A 21,365-nucleotide genomic window follows, 5' to 3' on the forward strand; every position below is an offset into this window, starting at 1 on the left:
GCCTCCTTCCCTGGGGCGCGTCGTGCGCCCTCTACCTCGAATCCATTTCCTGCTGCCGCTGCTGTTGCTGCTCCATGCGGCGTTTCTGGACAGCCTGTTTCAGCGCCTCGACACGTGCCCTCTGCAGGGCGTCTTCGTCCTGGCGCGGCGGCGGCGTGCGGGCGGCATCCGTGGGCGGACGCGGCAGCGCCGGGCCCGTCATGCCCTGCCCCGCCTGCTGCTGCACCTGCACGCCGTTGCCCGCGGGCGTCGACGGGCGTGCCGTCGGCTGCCCCGGCATGGCGGGCTGGCCGGGTTTGGCGGGCGTCCTGGCGAGCGCTTCGGGCGCGGCGACCTTGAGCGTGAGTTCGCGATGCTCGCCACCGTTGTCGAAGACGGCGCTTCGCGGCGTGAGCGACGACAACGTCCAGTGGCCGTCGGCGAGCGCCGTGCCCTCCTTGACGCGGACCGTGCTGTCCTTGCCGCGGTCCCGGAGCAGCGCCATGCGCAGGCCGGGCGTCATGATGATGCCGGTGAGTTCGAGATCGCCGATATTGCTCGACGTGTCGTCACCCTCCGCCGCGGCGACCGGTTTGCGATCGGCCATGAACAACGGGCGCTGCCAGACCTCGGCGAAACGCGCCAGCGGTGTCGGCGGCGGCATGGAAAGCTGCCGGACGGGAGGGAGGGGCTCGGGCGTGCCTGGGTCGTCCCACTGGACGCCGCGGCCCACACCGAGCACGAACGAGGCGCACACCGCCGCGAGCAGCGCCGCCGTGATGGCGAGAACCGGGGTGAGGCGACGCTGACCGGCGGCGTTCACGAGGACACCTTCGCGTCGCGCGCGGCATGGATGTAGCCAGACACGGTGAACTGCACTTCCATGGGCGCGTTACCGCCGGCGCGCGCGGCGACGGGATTGCGATAGATGCTGAAATCCTCGATGAAGAGGTAAGGCGTCTCTTCCTCGATGTCGTGCAGCACGGCCGTCATCGGCTGCATCTGGCAACGCAGGCTGATGTTGACGGTGACCTTGCGATACGGATCGCCCGCCTTCTCCTGGCTGGGCACGGGCATCTTCTGCACGACGTCGCATGCGCCGTCCTCGCGGTGGGCGGCCGCCACGTCGACGATGCGCTGCATGAGGCCCGCCGCGGCCGCGTTGGCGTCGTCACCCGGCAGGAAGGCGTCGCTGTGCGTCTGCCCCTGCTCCAGCGCGGCGAGGCGCTTCTCCAGCTGCGGCCGTTCGGCGATGGCCGCGGCGAAACGGCGCTGCGTGTCGCGCAGATCGTCCATCTCGTCGGTGATCGTCAGCTGCGGCGCGACGAACCACCAGTGCACGAGCGCGAAGTAACCTATCGCCAGGGCGAGCACGAGCAACAGCACGGCGGCGATGCGGGACTCAGCGGGTTTCATTCGCACGAGCGCCCTCCTTCGTCCCGTTGCTCGTGCCGGACGCCGCCGGCGAGGCGACCGGTTTTTCGGCGGCCGCGCGCGACGACGTGGACGCCGCGGCGGGCGCGGTCTTCGCACCGGCGGCCTCGGGCTTCGGCATCTGCGCTTTCGCCTGCATGTAGAAGCGTTCCTTGCCGGACGTGGGATCGGTCTGGATCGTTCCCTGGAAACTCGGGTCGCCGATGGTGGACGCGCCCTTCAGCGCGTCGATGAGGCGCGCGGCCTGCGGGCTCTGGCCCTGGAAGCCGATCTGGCCCGTGGCATTGAGCGTGAAACGCTCCAGCCAGGTGTCGTCGGGCAGGCGGCGTGTCAGGTCTTCGAGCACCGGCAGGATGGACGGCGCCTCGGTTTTCTTTCGCGCGAGGAAGCCGGACGCACCCGCGCTGTCGGTGAGTCGCTGACGCAGCTCCTTCACCCGCTGCGCGTCGCCGCGCATGGCCTCGACCTCGTCGCGCATCGCCTGCAGGGCGACGCCGCGATTGTGCAGCCACGCGGCCATGCAGGCGACCGCGAGCAGCACGATCGCGGCCACGAGCACACCGTTGAGGCGGCGCCGCCGATCGACGCGCCGCGGCACGCGCGCGGGTGGAAGCAGATTGACGCCAGCGAGCGCGTTGCCGTCCGCGACGTCGACGCGGTCGGGTTGGATGCCGAGCGCGGCCAGTTCGTCGAGCAGGGGATCGAGGCCGGCGCGGGGTGTCGCCGCGAGTTCCGCGACGAAGCGGCCTTCCGGACCACCCTCACCGAGTTCGCGCACGCCGAAGTGGATGTCTTCCGCGCGGAACGGCGTCTGCCTGTCGAGGTCGTAGCCGACCACCTGACGCAGGTTGTCGCGCGCGGCCAGTGGCAGCACGAGGCGACGACGCAGGACGGCGGCCGGCGGAAGCACCAGCGCCACGCGGCGATCGGACGGATCGGCATCGGCGAAGGCGCGCGCGAGCGACGCGGCGCGGTCTTCCGTCGCGCCGCCGTCGGATGCTTCCGCGACGGCGTACGCCTCGCCCGCCCGGCGCACGCGCCAGGCGTCGCCGTGCCGTTCGATCGCGTACCAGCGTTCGCCACCGGCGAACACGGCGCGCCAGCGCACGGGCACGAACGCCTGCAACTCGCCACCCCACCAGCGCAGGAAGCCCGGCAGCGCGCTACCGCGCCAGGCACGGCGCAGGCGATCGAGCTGCAGCTGCGATGCGTCCTGCCATGTGGTCATTCAGTATCTCCTTCGCGCCAACGCAACACTGCGTAGGGCTGATTTCCGGATCTTATCCCACGGAGCCGGATCGTCGATGTAAGGGAACTCCTGGTTCCGTCGTCAAGGATCGCCTCAGCACGTATCGTGTGCGTGACACCGTTGCCGCCCGCCATCGCACCGCCGCCGCCCTGCGCGCGCGTGGCGAGCACCGCTTCCGCGCCCGCGCCGCCGAGGCCGGGAATCGCGGCGAGGGCCAGGGGCTGCGCGTGCTCGGTGTTGGGTCGCTCGCGGCCGGACCAGATGGTCAGCGCGGGCGCGACCGTCGCCCATGTCGCCGCGTCCATGCCGAGCACCATGCGCGCTTCCTCGACGCTGGCGAACGGTCCGTTCCTCGGCCCGTAGGCGAGACCCGCCGCCTCGTACTGCGGTTTCTTCGCGCCGTTGGGCGACGCCGCGTCGCCCGGGCGCCGCCAGTCCTGGATGGCCGACGACAACCGGCCCGCGCGGTCGTCCTGCACGCCGGCCGCCTTGAACAGTCCGGTCAGGACGTCGCCCGACGCGGCATTGAGGTCGACCTTGCCGTCCTCGTCGACGATGGTGATGTCGACCTTCGCGTCGTCGAAGGCGAACACGTAGACGCGGCCGTCCGCGATCCAGCGCGACGACGCATCCGGTGCCTGCAGCGCCGCGATGGCGCGCATCACGCCCGCCTCGGCCGCGTAATGGGCGCGCGTCTGCGCGAACTGGTAGCGGGCCTGCAGCCCTTCCGTGCGCGCGAGCGCGGCGAATCCGCCGAGCATGATCGCCAGCAACGTGCAGCCCCAGAGGACGATGAGCAGGGCGACGCCCCGGGTGTGTCGACCGAACATCATCGTATGCCCGTCGTTCGTCGCGTCCGCGACAACGTGAATCCATTGCGCGATGCCGAGGCATCGATGCGCAGGGGCGCCACGAGCGTCGGGAAAGCCACGTTGCCGCCGACATCGAGCGCGATCCGCACCAGCGATGGGGTGCGCCGGTTGTCCGTCCACGCGTCCTGCCAGTCGCCCGGCTTGCCCTGTTCGTCGAGCCCGCGGAACGCGAAGGCGCCTTTGCGAATGCCGCGAAGCAGCACCTCCGGCTCGCCCAGCGGTTGCGGGTCGCCGCCGTCGGGCGGCAGCAGCGCCAGGGCGACCTCGAGGCGGTAGCCATCCTTGCCGTCGCCGACCAGCGAAACGGTCTGCAGTTGCGGCCCGAGGCGCGAGAGATAGCCTGGCATGGGCGCGACGAAGCGAAGCGAGTGGTCGTCGCCCGAGAAGACGATGGGATCGCCGTCGTCGTTCTCGCCGAAGGGAATGACCAGGGCCTGCGCCAGCTCGGTGCGCAGATAGGATTGCGCCGAACGGATCTCGTCCATGCGCTCGATCGCCGCGCTGCCGCCGCGGACGATGCGCGTCGCCGTCGAGATGCCGGAGTACACGCCCAGCAGCACGATCGTCAGCAGCGCGAGCGCCGCGAGCACCTCCATCAGGCTGAAACCGCGTGCGTGCCTCATGGCACGTTGCCCGCGCCGGGGCCCGCGAGGCGCAACGTGGAAAAGCGGGCATGGCGTTCGCTGGAGGGGTCACCCCAGATGACGTCGAGATCGATCCGGAACATGCCGCCGGCGTCGCTCGCATCGTCGCGCGTGGCATCGTCGGGCGGTCGATAGCGCGCGACGTTCATGCGCCAGCGATACGTATCGTCGAACCGCCCCTCGCTGGAACCTTCCCGCACGGGGTCCATGACGAACGCGCCGTCGAGCAGCGTGCGCGCGCGCAGCGCGGCCTGCGTCCGCTCGTTCGCCCTCGCGGTGAGGCTGAGCGAGCTGCCGGCGACCTGCATCAGCGCGGCGAACGCGATCGCGAGGATGGCGATGGCCGCGATCACCTCGAGCAGGCTGAAGCCGCGCTGGCGGGCTGGTGCGCGACTCATCGCGTGTCCACCACGCTGACCGCGCCGGTCAGCCAGCCGACGTTGACGTGCCATTCGCGGTCGCCACGCTTCAGCGTGACGCGTCCGCCCGTCGAGCTGCCGTCGGGAAAGAAGCGGATGCGGCCGGTGGTGGCGTTCGCCTGGTCCTCGCGGGCGCTGGTGATGGAGACGCGCATGTCCTTCGGCAGTCGCACGTCGCCCTTGCCCGGCGGCTTGTACGTCGCCGCGGCGGTGTCGACCTCGAGCGCGAGGCTCTCGCCGCGAACGATGGATTGCGCGCGGGTCCAGCGCAGCGCGGCGGCGAGCTCACCGCTGGCCGCGTTGACGCGGGCACTGGCGAGTCCCTGCGTCACGGGGATCGAGACGGCGGCCGCGGCGATCCCGATCAACAGGATCACCGCGAGCATCTCGAACAGCGTGAAACCGCGCGCGCGCATGCAGGATCATCCGGCTCCGGAGGCCCTTACTGCCAGTTGCCGACGTCGGCCGAATAGCCTTCGCCGCCGGCCTTGCCGTCCTGGCCGTAGAACACGACGTCGAAGCTGCCGTGCTCGCCCGGATAGCGGTAACCGAACGCGTGGCCCCAGGGATCCTTGAGGTCGGATTCCTTCGCGTACGGCCCCTGCCAGTTGCTGGCGTCGGCGGGCTTCGTCGTGAGGTCTTCCAGCGCGTGCGGCGGCGTGCCGTTGTCAAGCGCGTAGTTTTCGATCTTCTGGCCGAGCGTGGTCAGCTGCGCCTTGCCGGCGCCGTACTTGCCCTTGTCGACGTTCTTGCCGACCTGGGTGACGACGATGGCGCCGATGATGCCGATCAGCACGATGACGGCCAGCATTTCAAGCAGCGTGAAGCCGCGGGCATGGCCGTGGCGAAGGGTTCGGTTGGCACGCATGGGTACGACTCCTTGGAACGATTCGGTCAGTTGATGTTGCTGGTGAGGCTGAGCAGGGGCAGGAGAATCGCCGCCATGATGAAGGCGACGAGCACGGTCATGACGATCGTGAGGGTGGGCACGAGCGCGGCGAGCAGGCGGTCGATCGCGCGCTTCGCCTCCACGTCGAAGGTGTCGGCGACCTTCAGCAGCATCGTGTCCAGCGCGCCGGCTTCCTCGCCCACCTGGATCATCTGCAGCGCGAGGCGCGGAAAGCGTTCGGTCTGGCCGAGCGACGAACCGAGGCCCGCGCCACCCTTCACGCGTTCGGCGGCCTGCTCGAGCGCGAGGTCGAGGGCGCGATTGCCCGTCACCTGCCGGGCGATGGCCAGCGACGAGAGGAGCGGCACGCCGTTCTTCAGCAGCGTGCCGAGCGTGCGCGCGATGCGCGCGGTCTCCACCTTGAGCAACAGGGGGCCGGCGACGCGCATCGTCAGGAGGCGTCCGTGGAACGCGAGCTTCGTCTCGGGATCGCGCAGGCGGAGGCGCAGCAGCACCACGGCGACGACGCCGAAAGCGAGGATCGCCCACCACCAGTCGCCGATGGTCGTGCCGATACCCAGCACCACCTTCGTGATGAGCGGGATGGGCACCTGCATGTCAGCGAAGATCGGCACGAACTGCGGCACGACGTAGGCCAGCAGGAGCACCAGCGACCCGAGCACGCCGACCATCAGGAACGCGGGATAGATCAGCGCGTTGATGATGCTGCCGCGCAGGGCCTGCGCGCGTTCGAGGTAGTCGGCGAGCCGGCGCAGGGTCTCATCGAGCGAACCGCCGGCCTCGCCGGCGCGCACGAGGCTGACGTAGAGACGCGGGAACACCCCGTTCTCCTCGTCGAGCGCGGTCGACAGCGTCGTGCCGCCACGCACGCGGTCGCGGATGCGCTCGACCATGTTCTTCGCGCGCTCGCCCTCGGGCAGGTCGAGCAGGATCCCGAGCGCGCGGTCGAGCGGCTGGCCCGCGCCGAGGAGCGTCGCGAGCTGGTGCGTGAACTGCGCGAGCTGGTCGCCCGTGAACGGCCCCTTGCGGAAGAGCGCGGCGAAGCTGCCGCCCGAGGCGTCGCCATCGGCGGGCACGGCCTCGATCGGCGTGTGTCCCTGGTCCTGCAGACGGGCGACGACGTCCTCGATCGACGCGGCCTCCATGCGACCCGTGAGGGCTTCGCCGGCGGCGCTGATGGCGCGGTAGCGGAACTGGCTCATTCGCGGGCGGCCTTACGATTCCTGCGTGACGCGCAGGACTTCCTCGATCGTCGTGACACCGGCCACCGCCTTGGCGAGGCCGTCCTCGTACATCGTGCGCATGCCTTCGGAGCGCGCCTGGCGCTCGATCTCGCCGGCATCCGCGCGCTGCATCACGAGCCGCCGCAGCGGATCGCTCATCACCAGGAATTCCATGATCGCCCGGCGCCCGCGGTAGCCCGTGGGGTTGGCGGCGCTGCTGCCCGGCTTCCACAGGCGGATCGGGCGCTCGTCCGTGTACTTGTGCAGCTCGAACTGTTCGATCACCTCCGGCAGGGCCTCGTAAGGCACGGCGGTTTCGGGATCGAGGCGGCGCACGAGTCGCTGGGCGAGGATGCCGTTGACCGTGGAACCGAGCAGGTAATCCTCCACGCCCATGTCGAGCAGGCGGGTGATGCCGCCGGACGCGCTGTTGGTATGCAGCGTGGAGAGCACGAGGTGGCCCGTGAGTGCCGACTGGATCGCGATGCGGCAGGTTTCCAGGTCGCGCATTTCGCCGATCATGATGACGTCCGGATCCTGGCGGACGATCGAGCGCAGCGCGCCGGCGAAATCGAGGCCGATCTGCGGCTTGACCTGGATCTGGTTGATGCCCTCGATCTGGTACTCGACCGGGTCCTCGACCGTGATGATCTTGACGTCCGGCGTGTTGATCTGGGACAGCGCGGTGTACAGCGTGGTGGTCTTGCCCGAACCGGTCGGGCCGGTGACGAGCAGGATGCCGTGCGGCCGGTCGAGCACCTCGACGAAGCGGTCGCGGAAGTGGTCGGTGAACCCGAGCGACGCGAAGTCGAACACGATGGATTCGCGGTCGAGGATACGCATCACCACCGATTCGCCGAAGCTGGTCGGCACCGTCGAAACGCGCAGGTCGAGTTCCTTGCCCTGCACGCGCAGCTGGATGCGGCCGTCCTGCGGCAGGCGACGCTCGGCGATGTTGAGGCGCGCCATGATCTTCACGCGGGAGATCACCGCCGCCGTGGAACTCGACGGTGGCGCCTCGACCTCGTGCAGCACGCCGTCGATGCGATAGCGCACCTTGAGCCGATTCTCGAACGGTTCGATGTGCACGTCCGACGCGCGCTGTTCCACCGCGCGCTGCAGGATCAGGTTCACCAGGCGGATGACGGGCGCTTCCGAGGCGAGGTCGCGCAGGTGCTCCACGTCGTCTTCCACCGCGGCGCTGCCGTCGAGGCTCTCGACGATGCTGCCCATCGCGGAACGGCCCTGGCCGTAATAACGTTCGATCAGGTCGTCGATTTCCGAACGCAGGCCGACGCGGAGCTGGACGTCGCGTCCGGTCGCCAGGCGCACGGCCTGCAACGGATAGGGATCGGCCGGGTCGGCGACGAGCAGCGCCAGCCCCTCCTCGCCCTCGCGGACGGGCACGACGTGGTATTGCTTGAGGAACCGGGGCGAGAGTTCGACGTCGGCCGGCGGCAGCTCCGGGGCGTCCTTGGCCGCGAGCAGCGGCAGGCCGAGCAGATCGGCCCACGCGTCGGCGAGGTCGCGTTCGGACACGAGCCCGAGGCGGGCCATCAGCGCCGTGAGCGTTCCTTCCGGTGCCTCGTCGTGCAGCCGGCGCGCCCGCGCCAGATCGGTATCCTTGAGCCGCCCATGCGCCACGAGGTGCGCACAGACCTGGGCTTCTCCCGGTTCCCCGGTAAGCATGTCCCTTTGCTCGGTCATCGCAGACATGCCATCTCCACACGCTGTCCGTTGGTTACGTCGTACCGCCCGGTCGTTCCTGACCGGATGGGGCGCTATTGGTAGCACATACGGTGCGTCGACGGCGACCGTGCGCGTGACGATCCGCGACGTGGCGCAACAAGAAAAGCCGGCGTCACCGCCGGCTTTTCAGGCACCTGGCGGCGGCTTGTCGGCCGCCGCCGGACTCGTTTACCAGCCGATACCTACGCCGACGCCACCGGAGGACTCCCCGCCGCTGACCGCCGCGCCGAAGGTCAGGGCGGCGTTGGACGAGATGCTCCGCGAGTAGCCCACCGACAGCGCGCCCTGCCCCTTGTATCCGCCGACGCCCACGCCAAGCCGGTTGTCGCCGTTGACGCCCTGGGCGCTGAAGGCCATCTGGGACATGGCGGCGCCCATCGCGCCCACCTTGTTCAGGCGGTCGTTGAGGTTGCTGAAGCGGCGGTCGACGGTGCGCTTGTACTCGTCGAACGCCCCGCCGCTCACCACGTCGCCGAACCGCTGGTCGGTGTACTGCTTGGCGCTGTTGAGCGTCGCCGCGTCGCCCTGGTCGGCATACGACTTGGCCGTGGTCAGCGCCTGGTCGACCTGGCTGACGTTGGCGGCGTCCGTCGGCGCCACGCCGGGGGCCACGTTCGTGATCGGGGCGTTGCCGCCGTCGATCGCGGCCGGCGCGATCGGAACCGCCGCGGCCGCCACCGGGCTGCCGGCGGCGACGGGCGCCGCGACCGCGGCCGCGACTTCCTGCGGCACGGCCGCCGTCGTCGTGGCCTTGGCGGCGAGCGTGGCGGTGCTACCGCCGCGCGGCGGCGTGCCGCCCGGGATCGTGCTGCCGCCGGTGCCGGACTTCGACTCGAGGGCACCCACGCGGTTGTTGAGCGAACCGAGGGCACCGTCCAGCGCACCCACCGCGTCGCCGACGGAGCCGTACTGCGCGCCCTGCACGCGGTAGGTCGGACCGACGAGGCCGTTGGCGCCCATCGTCGCGCCGCCGCCGAGGGCCATCGCGACGGCATTGCCGGCCGCGTTCGAGGTACCCGAGAAGGCGCTGCTCAGGGCCGAGTTGAGCTGGCCCAGGTTCACCGCGTCGGTGTTCTGCGTACCGGCCGCCACGTTGGTGATCTGCCGGTTGCTGGCCGCCGTGCCCACCGACACCGTGTTGGCGCGCGTGGCCAGCGATCCGCTGCCCAGGGCCACCGAATTGGCGCCCAGCGCGCGGGCGCTGTCACCGATCGCCGTGGCACCGGCGGCGCCGGCGTTCGCCGAGGCACCGATCGCCGTCGCCGATTCCCGACTGGCCGTGGCGAACGCGCCGATCGCCGTGGACATGTCGCCGCTCGCGCCGCTGGCGGCACCCGTGGCGGTCGCGAACGCGCCGGTGGCGCTGGCGTCGTCCGAACCGTCGCCGGCACCGTTGGCGGCCACGTAGTGCTGCGCGCTGCCGACGCTATCGGACAGGGCGGTCAGCTGGTCGACGTTGACCGCGTCGGTGCCCTGCGTGCCCGCGGCGACGTTGGCGATCTGCCGCGTCCCGGTCGTCGATCCCACCGAGACGGTGTTCGCGCGGTTCGCCACCGAGTTGGTTCCCAGCGCCACGCTGTTGGCCGCCGAGGCCGTGGCGTCCGCGCCGACGGCGACGCTCCGGCTGCCCGTCGCGGTCGAGTAGTCGCCGACCGCCACGCTGCTGGCACCCGAGGCCCAGCTGTTGATGCCGAGCGCCGTCGCGTTCGCCCCCGGCGCATACGCGAAGTAACCGACCGCGGTGCTGCCGACGCCTTCGGCGCCCGCGATGGCACCCAGGGCCGTGGCGTAATCCGCCGTCGCCTGCGCGCCCGCACCGAACGCCGCGGCGCTGTCGCCCGTCGCGCCGGTATAGATGAGACCGACGCCGGGCAGATTGCTCGGTCCGCCGACGGCGACCGAACCGGCACCCGAGGCGGTCGTGGCCGTGCCCACCGCCGTCGCGTAGTCGCCCGTGGCGTTGGCGACCGCGCCGAGCGCCGTCGACTGATCGCCGCTGGCGAAGGCGCCGACGCCGACCGAGGTGGCGGCGAAGCCACCGGCCTGCGCGCTCGCGCCGACCGCCGTGCCGCCGACCGCGGCGGTCGTCGCACCGGTATCCACCGGATTGCCGTTGCCGTCCGCGATGAGGGCGTTGCCGTCCTCGTCGACGGCGTTGCCACCGACGGCCACGCTACCCGGTCCGTTCGCCTGCGAACCGGCACCGTAGGCCGCGCTGTTCTGCCCCGAGGCGACCGCGCCGTAGCCCGTCGCCGTGGCCTGCTGACCGGTCGCCACCGCACCGCTGCCATAGGCGCTGGCACCCTGCGCGCCGGCGAACGCGCCGGAACCGGAAGCGGTGGCCTGATCGCCGAGTGCCTGCGCGTCGTCGCTGCCGTCGTTCAGACCGTTCGCCTTGAAGTAGCGCGTGGCGTCCGTGACGCTGCCCGATACCGCATCGAGCTGTCCCTTGTTCACCGCGTCGGTCGCTTCCGTGCCTGCCGCGACGTTCGTGATCTGCCGCTCGCTGCCGACATCGCCCACCGAGACGGTGTTCGCGCGGTCGGCCAGCGACGACGCGCCCAGCGCGACGCTGTTCTCGGCCGTCGCGTACGACAGGCTGCCGATCGACGTGCTGTTCGCGCCTTCCGCGTAGCTGTTCCAACCCAGCGCCGTCGCGTAGTCCGCCGTCGCCCAGGCGCCGGCACCGAGCGCCGTCGTCGCGTAGCCCGACGCGAGCGCCGGGATGAAGCCGAAGAACGTCGTGCCACCGAGCGCGACGCTCTCGTCGCCCGTGGCCTGCGCGCTTTCGCCGACCGCGACGCTGCTCGCGCCCGTCGCGGCGCTTTGCGTGCCCACCGATGTCGAGTAATCACCCGTGGCGTTGGCCACCGCACCCACCGCCGTCGCCTGCGCACCGCTGGCGTACGCACCGACGCCCAGCGAGGAGGACGCGAAGCCCGACGCCTGTGCGCTCGCGCCGATCGCCGTGCCACCGATCGCCGCCGTCGTGGCACCGGTGTCGACCGGCACGCCACCGTTGGTGATCAGCGCGTTGCCCTCGTCGTCCACCGCGTTGCCGCCCACCGCGACGCTGCCCGGACCGTTGGCCTGCGAGCCCGCGCCGTACGCCGCGCTGTTCTGTCCCGTCGCCACCGCGCCGTAACCGCTCGCCGTCGACTGCTGGCCCGTCGCCACGGCACCGCTGCCGTTCGCCGTCGCGCCCGTCGCACCGGCGAACGCACCGGCGCCGGACGCGGTCGCGTAATCGCCGACCGCCTGCGCATCGTCGCTGCCGTCGTTCAGGCCGTTCGCCTTGAAGTAACGCGTGGCGTCCGTGACGCTGCCCGATACCGCATCGAGTTGTCCCTTGTTCACCGCATCCGTCGCTTCCGTGCCCGCGGCGACATTGGTGATCTGCCGCGTGAACGGCTCATGCACGACGCCGCTGGTGTCCATCCACGGCTCCGACGCGCCGACCGACACGCTGTTGTCGCGCGTCGCCAGCGAATTGTTGCCGAGCGCGACGGAACCGGCGCTGTTCGCGTACGCGTTGGCACCGAGGGCTACCGCGCCGTCGAACACGGCGATGCTATGCGGACCGATCGCGATGGTGTTGGCGTTCGCCGTTCCGGCGCGGTAACCGAACGCGATCGAGTTGTCGCCGTACGCCGTGGCCTCGCCACCCACGCCGGTCGAGTTCGCACCGTACGCGATCGCGAACTCGCCGAGCGCGGTGGCGTTCTCCTGGTACGAGAGCGCGGACCAGCCCACCGAGGTGGCGCGCGTCGCGCCCGCCGTCGCGAGCAGGCCGACCGCGGTGCCGTAATCGCGGGCGAACGAGCCCGCGCCGACCGCCGTCGAGCCGTAACCGTTCGCCTCGGTGTTGAAGAGGATGCTGTATCCCGTGCCATAGAGCGCGTTGGCGGGACCGCCGATGGCGACACTGGATTCGCCGTTCGCGATGCTGTTGTTGCCCACGGACGCGGCGTAGTCGCCCACGCTTCGCGAGCTCGCGCCCACGGCCGTCGATCGCTGTCCGGTCGCCTGTGCCGCGCTGCCGAACGCCGAATTCTGCGCCGCCGACGCCACGGCGTCGGACCCGTGCGCCGTGCTCCGGTCGCCGGTCGCCTGCGCGTTGGCACCGGAAGCGGAGCTTCCCTCGCCCGTCGCCACGCTGCCGTAACCGGATGCCGTCGCGTTCACACCCGTCGCCACCGCGCCGCTGCCATAGGCGCTGGCACCCTGCGCGCCGGCGAACGCGCCGGAGCCGGAAGCGGTCGCGTAATCGCCGATCGCCTGCGCGTCGTCGCTGCCGTCGTTGAGGCCGTTCGCCTTGAAGTAGCGCGTGGCGTCGTTGACGCTCGCGTCCAGCTGTCCCTTGTTCACCGCGTCCGTCGCTTCCGTGCCTGCCGCGACGTTCGTGATCTGCCTTTCGCTGCCGACGCCGCCCACCGAGACGGTGTTCGCGCGATCGGCCAGCGACGACACGCCCAGCGCGACGCTGTTTTCCGCCGATGCGTACGACAGGCTGCCGATCGACGTGCTGTTCGCCCCTTCCGCGTAGCTGTTCCAGCCCAGCGCCGTCGCGTAGTCCGCCGTCGCCCAGGCGCCCGCACCGAGCGCCGTCGTCGCGTAGCCCGACGCGAGCGCCGGGATGAAGCCGAAGAACGTCGTGCCACCGAGCGCGACGCTCTCGTCGCCCGTGGCCTGCGCGCTTTCGCCGACCGCGACGCTGCTCGCGCCGGTAGCCGCGCTCTGCGTGCCCACCGATGTCGAGTAATCACCCGTGGCATTGGCCACCGCACCGACCGCCGTCGCCTGCGCGCCGCTGGCGTACGCACCGACGCCCAGCGAGGAGGACGCGAAGCCCGACGCCTGCGCGCTCGCGCCGATCGCCGTGCCACCGATCGCCGCCGTCGTCGCACCGGTGTCGACCGGCACGCCACCGTTGGTGATCAGCGCGTTGCCCTCGTCGTCCACCGCGTTGCCGCCCACCGCGACGCTGCCCGGGCCATTGGCCTGCGAGCCCGCGCCGTACGCCGCGCTGTTCTGTCCCGTCGCCACCGCGCCGTATCCGCTCGCCGTCGACTGCTGGCCCGTCGCCACGGCACCGCTGCCGTTCGCCGTCGCGCCCGTCGCACCGGCGAACGAGCCCTGCCCGACGGCGGTCGTGTAATCGCCACTGGCCAGGCTGCTCGCGCCCACGGCCGAGGCGCCCGTGCCGGTCGCCAGCGCACCGTGTCCGTTCGCGGTGGATTCGTCGCCGAAGACCGCGCTGTTCGCGCCGATCGCGGTGGAGCCGCTGCCGGTGATGCTCGTGTTCGCGCCGACCGTCGTGGTGTCGTCGCCGTCGATGTTCGTGGCGCTGCCGAGGCCCGTCGCGTTGTCGCCCCAGATGAAGCTGTTCGCACCGTAAGCCGACGCGCCTTCGCCCCAGACGAAGGAATTCGTGCCGACGGTCGTCGTCTGTCCGCCGATGGCGGCGCTGCGGAAACCGACCGCCACCGCGTCGACATCGAGCGCGCCGGCCAGCGCACCGACGGCCGTCGCGTTGAGCTGGTTGGCCGTGCTCGACCAGCCGACGGCCGTGGTGTAATCCGCCGATCCCCAGGCGCCATTGCCGAACGCCGACGATCCCACGCCACTGGCGAGCGTCGGGATGAACCCGTACGCGGTGCCACCCACGGCGACGCTTTCCTCGCCCGTCGCCTGCGACGACTCGCCGACCGCGACGCTGCTCACACCGACCGCCGCGCTCGCCGTGCCGACGGCGGTGGAGTAGTCGCCGATCGCGTTCGCGACCGCGCCCACGGCGGTGCCTTGCGCGCCGCTCGCATACGCGCCCACGCCGAGCGACGACGCGGCGAAGCCACTGGCTTCCGCGCTGGCGCCGATCGCCGTGCCGGCGACGCCGGCGCTGGTCGCTGCCGTTTCGACCGGCTCGCCGCTATGCGTGACCAGGGGATTGCCGTCGGCACCCACCGCCACGCCGCCCACCGCGACCGATGCCGGGCCGGTGGCCTGCGCACCGGCGCCGTACGCCGCGCTGTTCTGTCCCGAGGCGACCGTGCCATAGCCCGTCGCCGTCGCCTGCTGCCCCGTCGCCACCGCGCCGCTACCGAACGCGCTCGCACCCTGCGCGCCGGCGAACGCGCCGGAGCCCGAGGCGGTCGCCTGCTCGCCGACCGCCTGCGCGTCGTCGCTGCCATCGGCGAGGCCGTTCGCCTTGAAGTAATGCGATGCGTCGCTGACGCTGCCGGCGAGATCGTCGACGCGCGTGGAGACGCCATCGACACGGGTCGACAACGCGTCGACGCGCGTGGACACACCGCCGACCGAGGTCGATACCTTGTCGAGTTGCCGCTTGTTCACGGCGTCCGTGTCCTGCGTGCCGTCGGCGACGTGGACGAGCTGGCGATCCTCGTTGACCTTGCCGATCGACACCGTGTTGGCGCGATCGGCGATCGAGCCGTCGCCCAGCGCGACGGAATTCTTCGCGGTGGCGCGCGAGTCCGTGCCGAACGCCGATGCCGCCGAACCGCTCGCGTACGACGATTCGCCGATCGCCACCGCGCCCGTGCCGCTGGCACGCGCGTTCTGTCCCAGTGCCGTGGACCACGCACCATCCGATCGGGCGCTCTGGCCAAGCGCGACGCTGTACATGCCGCTGCTGTCGGCGGCGGTGCCCACCGCCGTGCTGTAGTCGCCCGCGGCCTTCGCCGAGGTGCCGCATGCGAACGCATCGGCGCCCTTCGCGACCGGCGCCTTGCCCTGGATGCCCAAGAGGTAACCGCCGCAGATGTTGCCGGCCTGTGCCGGCGAGCTGCCCAGCGCCAGCACGATGCCGGCGGCCAGGGGCAGCGCGGCAATCGCGGCGCGCACGCGTCGGGACGCACCACCCTTGCCGTTGGCCCGTGCCAGTTCCGAGGCGACGACCAGGATGCCGAGCGATTTGTTCCAGACCTTGCTGTAGATGGTATTCACGTCAACCTTCCTCCCGGAAATGTCCGCATGTGGGCGATCGGAGCGCGGGCGCGCGGCGCGCTGCCCGTCACCGGTCCGTCGCGATCGCGGCGGACGATGTGTGTGTCCTGATGACCGGCGGCGACGCCGTCGGCCGATGAAACCGTTCGATGTGTCCCCTGCCCGCGAGGCGGGCCCCCTTGCCGAACGTCGAGGCCCCGGCGAACCGGGGCCTCTTCGTCGTCGCGCGTTACTGCGTGTACACGCCCAGCACCGAAACGCCGGAGTACGCCTTCACGCCCTTCACGGTCAGCGTCCAGACGCCCGCCGCCGGATTGCCGGTGGTGAAGGCCTCGCTGTTGCCGGGCTTGTTCGGCTGCGTCTTCACGGCGCCCTTCGGATCGGTCACCGAGATCGAGACGTCGCCCGACCCGCCGAACGTGCGCAGGCTGAGCGTCTTCGCCCGTGCCGGTACGTCGAGCGTGTAGACCACCGTCGAGCCCGCGGCGCCCTTCTGGTTGGCCAGCGCCTTGTTGTTGCTGAGCGCGATGCCCGGAGGAGCCGGCGGCGGACCGAACGCGGCGTACTGCTTCTGGGTTTCCGCGTCGGAGAGGCAGGCGTTCAGGCTGGATGCCTGGCCGGCCGTGATCAGACCGTCGCTGGCGAGCTTCGCGGCGTACGCCGTGATACCCGCACGGTACGCACCGACGTCGGCCGAGTTCTCGGCGATGATCTTCGCGTTGGCGATCACGTTCGCGCCGATGACGAGGCCGCCCGGGACGAGCCTCGGGATACCCGTGTCGCAGGTGAGCAGCGTCTGGTTGCTGCGATCGATGCCCCAGCCGATGTCCTGGAACAGCGCCGGAGTCAGATCGAGGTCGATCTCGCCGCGGAGGTCCTGGTTGATCGCGTACTCCATGATCGCGTTCGGCGTCAGGCGCGTGTCGTAGTGCGAGAAGGACGAGCCGGGCGAGAGCGTCGCCGGCGCGTAGATCAGCACACCGTCGGCGTTCGTGCCGGCGAGGCCGGTGCCTTTGCCGACGCTGCCCGTGAGGCCCGCGAGATTCGCCTTGAGCTTCGCGCCATCGACCTGGCTCACGAGGATCACGGGAATGTTCACCGGCGACGCCGGCGTGCCGCCCGGCGTGACGCCCGCCGCCTGGTTGTTCGCCAGGAGCACGGCCGTGGCACCGGCCGCCTGCGCGTTGAGCGACTTCACGGTGAAGTCGCACGAGCCACGATCGATCAGCGCGACCTTGCCGGCGACGGCGGACGCGTTCGTGATCGCGGCGCAGCCGTCGTTCGGCACGGCCTGGGCGACGCTACCCGTGAAGTTCGACGCGGTGGCGGTCGGACCGAAGCTGGCTTGCGCGTAGCCGTATTCGCCCACGGCGGCGGCCGGCGCGGTGACGCGATAGACATCGGGCAGACCCAGGGCCAGCGGTGCCTCGGCGATCACCGTCGCGCCGGAGAAGGCGAGGTGGCCGTCGTCGAGCGCGGCGCTGACGCGCTGCGCGGGGGTGAGGTCGTTCCAGAGTACGCCGTCGTGCTTGACGTAGGTGCCGTAGATGTTCGGATACGAGCCGGCGCCGCCCGGGAAATCCTCACCGGTCTCGAGGTCCGTCAGGTCGAGGAAGCCGAGACCGTGACCCATCTCGTGCAGCACCACGTTGAGGAAATCGATCTGTCCCGCCGGCACCTGGTGATCGAGACCCATGTACCACTTCGAGCCTTCGATGCAACCCGGCGAGCCGAGCGCGCCGTTGAACTGGCTCTGGATGTCGGCGTTACCCGGATCGAGATCCTCGCCCGCGAGCGCGTCGGCGGTGGGACCCGCGTACCACGTATTGGCGAGCGCGCCGGCCGGCAGCGTGGCGCCCGCGTCGAAGGTGAAGACGGAAAGCGGACCGGACGAACCGAGCACGCCACCGGTGGCGTCGCATTCGAGCGGTTCGAACGTGGCGTTGTTGATGATCGTCACGTTGCTCTTGAGGTAGGAGCCATGGATCTGCGCGGCGAACTTGAACACGTTCAGGGCCTGCTGGCCGAACGTCGTGCCCGGATTGCCGCCGACAGGCGTCGCCGGCGTGGGATCGTCGAGACCCTGGCCGGTGCCGACGTCCTGGTTGACGATCTTGATCTCGGCGGCGTTGGCGCTGATCGCGCCGCACAGTCCGGCCGTGAGGAGGGCGGAATAGAGAAGGCCGCGGCGGATCATCGGGTCGCCTCCGGTGCCTGCGGCGCGGCCGGAGCGGCTGCGTCGTCGTGCCTGATGGTGATCGTGCCGTCCGCGGCGCGCGTGGCCACGAGGCTCGTCATGCGCGACTGCGGAAGCCGCGCGCCCGTGGCCTTCACGCCGTTGCCGAGGGTCACCTTGCGCAGCGTCGTCTTCGCGTCGGCGTTGGTCAGCGGCTGGCCCGACAGCGCGGAGAGCCGTGCCTGGCGCGCCTGGAAGGCCTGGGAATAGGCCGCGCGTTCGGCGGCGGTCGGCTCGCGGAGCTTGCCGGTCGCGGGATCGATGGCCACCTGCACCCCGGCGGCGCGCGGCGCAGGCTGTGCCTGCGGTGTGTCGGCGGCGTGCGCCGCTCCCGCGACGAAGAACATGCCCGTCAGCACGAGGCCCATGGCCTGTGCCAGTGTTCGTGAAGTCATTACCAGTACCTCCCTAGTGCGGCGCCGGGACCCCTCCCTGCACGCCCACCGGCGAAGACCCCCTCGCCGGCGTAAACACTCGAGGATCGGACGTTCCCCACAACGTCAAACCCTGCCCGCCGCCGCGCCTCGCGCGACGGCGACGATTCATGACGTGGTGGGACAGCCGGCGAAACCGGCGGGGTGCGATGCGACGAACGGCCCGGGCGAACGGCCCGGAAGGTGCGAGCGGACGAACGCGCTCACGGTCGTACGGTTTACCATCTGCACTACCCCTTGCCCCGTGGTACTGCCTTCAGACGGCCACTTGCAGGCCGTCTTCCCTTTTGATGCCCGTGGCGGGCACCCCCTGCGAAAAGGTGTTTAAGCGCGGCGTCTTTTTGACGCCCGTCGTTGGAACGTAGCAGCACGAAAATGCGAACGTCAATCTTTTGACTCGCGATGTCGTGTCGGCCGAACGGCCTATGCGAAAATCCCGGCGAAACGCGTTTCACAGGGGCAAAGGCGCGGTGATTCATGGCCTTGCGTTTCGATAACGCACACCTCCTTCAGTCAACGAAACGACCCAAAGCGAAAGAAAACATGGACTTGATCGACATCGGCGCGAATCTCACCCACGAATCCTTTCGTCAGGATTTTGACGACGTGCTCGACCGCGCCAGCGCGCATGGCGTCGGGCGCATGGTGGTCACGGGTGCTTCGCGCGAGGGAAGCGTGCACGCCCTCGAGATCGCACGGGCGAGTGGAGGGAGGCTCTTCTCGACGGCCGGCGTGCATCCGCACCATGCGATCGAGTACGACGACGCGACCGACGCGCTCCTGCGCGAGATCGCCGTGCAGCCGGAGGTGCGGGCCATCGGCGAGACCGGCCTCGACTACAACCGCAACTATTCGCCCCGCGACGTTCAGCGCGAGGTCTTCGAGCGCCAGCTGCGAATCGCGGTGGACCTGGGCAAGCCGCTATTCCTGCACCAGCGCGACGCGCACCACGATTTCCTGGCGATCCTGAAGCACTATCGCGACCGGGTGCCCGCGGCCGTCGTGCACTGCTTCACCGATACCGGCGAAGCGCTGCGCGACTACCTCGACCTCGACTGCCACATCGGCATCACGGGCTGGATCTGCGACGAACGCCGCGGCGCGCACCTGCGCGAACTGGTGAAGCTCATACCGGCGGACCGCCTGCTCCTGGAAACGGATGCGCCCTACCTCCTGCCCCGCACGATCCGTCCCATGCCCAAGGACCGCCGCAACGAACCCATGTACCTGGCGCACATCCGCGACGAGGTCGCGCGTGACCGCGGCGAGTCGCGCGAGGCGCTGACGGAGTCATCGACGCGCGCGGCGGAAGCCTTCTTCGGACTCTGACGAACGGGTGGGAGCCGATCGTATCGGCGTGCCCACCGCTCACTCCGAATGCAGGCCGGTCAACGCCGCCTCCGCGAGATCCACTTCGCGCACGAGCGTGCGCAGGGTCTCGTCGTTGATGCGATGCGAGCGCCGCAGCTCGAACAGCTCGCGACGTTCCGCGCGCAGGGCCGCGAGACGCATCGCACGCTCGGTGCCCGCTTCGGCGCGTGCCTTCTCCGGCACATCGCCCTCCTCGCCCGCGGCTTCCAGGCGCTGCTGGTAATCGCCCAGCACGCGCGCCGCGACACGTGACGCCAGGGCGATCGCGTTCTCGTCGCCGTCGGCCTCCACCTTTTTCTGCTCATCGGCGATGCCGCGCAGCGCCGCCTCGGCGGCCAGCGCACGCGCCATCCGCTCCTCCCGCACACGTGGATCCTCGCCGGGTAGATTCAGCTTGCGCACGGAGAGCGGCAGGCCGATGGCCCCGAACGCCAGCGTGCAGAGGATCACACCCGTCGCCAGGAAGATCATCAGATCGCGCGTGGGGAACGGCACATCCGTGCTCTTCATCAACGGCAGCGAGAGCACGCCGGCCAGCGTGATCGCGCCGCGCACGCCCGCGAGCGAGGTGGTCCACATGAGTCGCGTGCCCACCTTGGGCCGCTGCTCGCCCCGATGCCACGCCCTCAGCAGCACGAAGCGCAGCGAGATCCACACCCAGACGAAGCGCAGGATCACCAGCGCGAACGTGATGGCGACGACGTAGGCCGCGAGGTACCACAGCTCGCCTCCGCCGGCTTGTGCGAGGTCGAGCTTCGCGTTGCCGACGATGCCTGGTAGCTGGAGGCCGAGGAGCAGGAAGATCAGGCCGTTGAAGGTGAACTCCACCATCGACCAGACCGCGACGCTCTGCACGCGCGTCGCGACGTACGTGCCTTTCTGCATGTCGGTGTAGTTCATCGTCATGCCCGCGGCGACGGCGGCGAGGATGCCCGACACGCCGAAGTGCTCGGCGAGCAGGTACGCGGCGAAGGGCAGCAGCAGGAGCAGGCCGACCTGGCTCGCCGGGTCGACTTCGCTGCTCCAGCGCACCAGGCGCCGGCGCACCACGCCGAACACCGCGCTGACGAACGCGCCGGCCAGCAGGCCACCGAACGCCGTGACGGCGAAATCGCCGGTGGCGGACAGGAGCGAGAAATGGCCGGTCAGTTCGGCCGCGATCGCGAACTGCAGCGCGACGAGGCCCGATGCGTCGTTGAGCAGCGCCTCGCCCGAGAGGATGTGCATGAGGCGTGGCGGCATGGGCGACCGGCCCGTGATCGACGACACCGCCACCGCATCCGTCGGCGACAGCACCGCGGCCAGCGCGAACGCGACCGCCAACGGCACCGTCGGGATCATCCAGTGCACGAAGTAACCGATGCCCAGGATCGTGAAGAAGACGAGGCCCACGGCCAGCGCGAGGATCGGACCGCGGAGCAGGAAAAGCTCCCGCTTCGGAATGCGCCAGCCGTCGGCGAAGAGGAGCGGCGGGATGAAGAGCAGGAAGAACAGATCGGGATCGAATTCGACATGCATGCCGAAGGGCCGCGCGAGCAGCGCGCCCAGGCCGATCTGCAGCAAGGGAAGCGGCAGCCGCACGGGCAGGATGCGCACGAGCGCGCCCGACAGCGCGACGACGAGCAACAGGACGAGGATGGTGATGACGAGTTCCATGGAGAGGGACGCTAACGTCTGGGAGGGCCGGGCATCAACACCTCGGCGCGCGCCAGCTAGCACGTACTGCACGCCTCGTCATGAGAAAACGGCGCGACATCTCCGGTGAAGCAAAAAACTGCGACCTCGCTCGCACCTTCCCGCGTAACGCGCGTTACTCAGAATCCTTCCATATCCGCGCGACCCGGCCATCCCTAGCCTCTGGTCCCGGGAACCAATCGTC

15 protein-coding genes are annotated in these 21,365 nt (G+C 70.4%); 1 reads left to right on the top strand and 14 read right to left on the bottom strand.

All coding sequences use genetic code 11. The features are described 5' to 3' along the window. Nucleotides 1–31 precede the first annotated feature (31 nt). From BMW54_RS14720 to BMW54_RS14780, 13 genes are all read right to left on the bottom strand, one after another. Nucleotides 32–802: a hypothetical protein gene (locus tag BMW54_RS14720; protein WP_090057416.1), complete on the bottom strand. Its 771-nt coding sequence runs from the start codon at nt 800–802 to the stop codon at nt 32–34. Further along, nucleotides 799–1,395 carry a type II secretion system protein GspM gene (gspM, locus tag BMW54_RS14725; RefSeq protein WP_090057418.1) on the bottom strand — a complete coding sequence of 199 codons (597 nt, stop codon included), beginning with the start codon at nt 1,393–1,395 and terminating at the stop codon, nt 799–801. Before gspM ends, BMW54_RS14720 begins: the two co-directional genes overlap by 4 nt. Further along, nucleotides 1,382–2,641, bottom strand: a complete 1,260-nt coding sequence (locus BMW54_RS14730) for a PilN domain-containing protein (protein ID WP_090057421.1) — start codon at nt 2,639–2,641, stop codon at nt 1,382–1,384. The genes gspM and BMW54_RS14730 overlap by 14 nt, the downstream gene beginning before the upstream one ends. Then, a complete protein-coding gene (locus BMW54_RS14735) occupies nt 2,638–3,495 on the bottom strand; it encodes a type II secretion system minor pseudopilin (RefSeq protein ID WP_090057424.1) in 858 nt (285 codons plus the stop codon). The genes BMW54_RS14730 and BMW54_RS14735 overlap by 4 nt, the downstream gene beginning before the upstream one ends. After that, nucleotides 3,492–4,157, bottom strand: a complete 666-nt coding sequence (locus tag BMW54_RS14740; protein WP_090057428.1) for a prepilin-type N-terminal cleavage/methylation domain-containing protein — start codon at nt 4,155–4,157, stop codon at nt 3,492–3,494. The genes BMW54_RS14735 and BMW54_RS14740 overlap by 4 nt, the downstream gene beginning before the upstream one ends. Next, nucleotides 4,154–4,576, bottom strand: a complete 423-nt coding sequence (locus BMW54_RS14745) for a prepilin-type N-terminal cleavage/methylation domain-containing protein (RefSeq protein WP_090057430.1) — start codon at nt 4,574–4,576, stop codon at nt 4,154–4,156. The genes BMW54_RS14740 and BMW54_RS14745 overlap by 4 nt, the downstream gene beginning before the upstream one ends. Beyond that, complete coding sequence (locus tag BMW54_RS14750; RefSeq protein ID WP_090057433.1) at nt 4,573–5,013, bottom strand: GspH/FimT family pseudopilin; 441 nt, start codon at nt 5,011–5,013, stop codon at nt 4,573–4,575. The genes BMW54_RS14745 and BMW54_RS14750 overlap by 4 nt, the downstream gene beginning before the upstream one ends. Before the next feature lie 26 nt (nt 5,014–5,039). Further along, on the bottom strand, nt 5,040–5,465 hold the full coding sequence (gene gspG / locus BMW54_RS14755) for a type II secretion system major pseudopilin GspG (protein WP_090057435.1): 426 nt from the start codon (nt 5,463–5,465) through the stop codon (nt 5,040–5,042). A gap of 26 nt (nt 5,466–5,491) precedes the next feature. Beyond that, nucleotides 5,492–6,709: a type II secretion system inner membrane protein GspF gene (gene gspF / locus BMW54_RS14760; RefSeq protein WP_090057438.1), complete on the bottom strand. Its 1,218-nt coding sequence runs from the start codon at nt 6,707–6,709 to the stop codon at nt 5,492–5,494. A 12-nt stretch (nt 6,710–6,721) separates the two neighbouring features. Continuing rightward, complete coding sequence (gspE, locus tag BMW54_RS14765; RefSeq protein WP_175472881.1) at nt 6,722–8,419, bottom strand: type II secretion system ATPase GspE; 1,698 nt, start codon at nt 8,417–8,419, stop codon at nt 6,722–6,724. A gap of 228 nt (nt 8,420–8,647) precedes the next feature. Continuing rightward, nucleotides 8,648–15,445, bottom strand: a complete 6,798-nt coding sequence (locus BMW54_RS18840) for an ESPR-type extended signal peptide-containing protein (RefSeq protein ID WP_090057442.1) — start codon at nt 15,443–15,445, stop codon at nt 8,648–8,650. Between the two features lie 229 nt (nt 15,446–15,674). Next, a complete protein-coding gene (locus tag BMW54_RS14775) occupies nt 15,675–17,642 on the bottom strand; it encodes a PA domain-containing protein (RefSeq protein ID WP_090057444.1) in 1,968 nt (655 codons plus the stop codon). Then, nucleotides 17,639–18,076, bottom strand: a complete 438-nt coding sequence (locus BMW54_RS14780; protein ID WP_139206119.1) for a post-PEP-CTERM-1 domain-containing protein — start codon at nt 18,074–18,076, stop codon at nt 17,639–17,641. Before BMW54_RS14780 ends, BMW54_RS14775 begins: the two co-directional genes overlap by 4 nt. Before the next feature lie 582 nt (nt 18,077–18,658). On the opposite strand from BMW54_RS14780, the gene BMW54_RS14785 reads away from it, so the two are divergent. Beyond that, nucleotides 18,659–19,444 (top strand): TatD family hydrolase, encoded by a 786-nt coding sequence (locus BMW54_RS14785; RefSeq protein ID WP_090057449.1) that lies wholly within the window; start codon nt 18,659–18,661, stop codon nt 19,442–19,444. Nucleotides 19,445–19,483: 39 nt separating this feature from the next. On the opposite strand, the gene BMW54_RS14790 is transcribed toward BMW54_RS14785, so the two are convergent. After that, on the bottom strand, nt 19,484–21,142 hold the full coding sequence (locus BMW54_RS14790; RefSeq protein WP_090057451.1) for a Na+/H+ antiporter: 1,659 nt from the start codon (nt 21,140–21,142) through the stop codon (nt 19,484–19,486). Nucleotides 21,143–21,365: the final 223 nt, after the last annotated feature.

The sequence above is a fragment of the Luteibacter sp. 329MFSha genome (genome assembly GCF_900111665.1).
Classification (GTDB): domain Bacteria; phylum Pseudomonadota; class Gammaproteobacteria; order Xanthomonadales; family Rhodanobacteraceae; genus Luteibacter.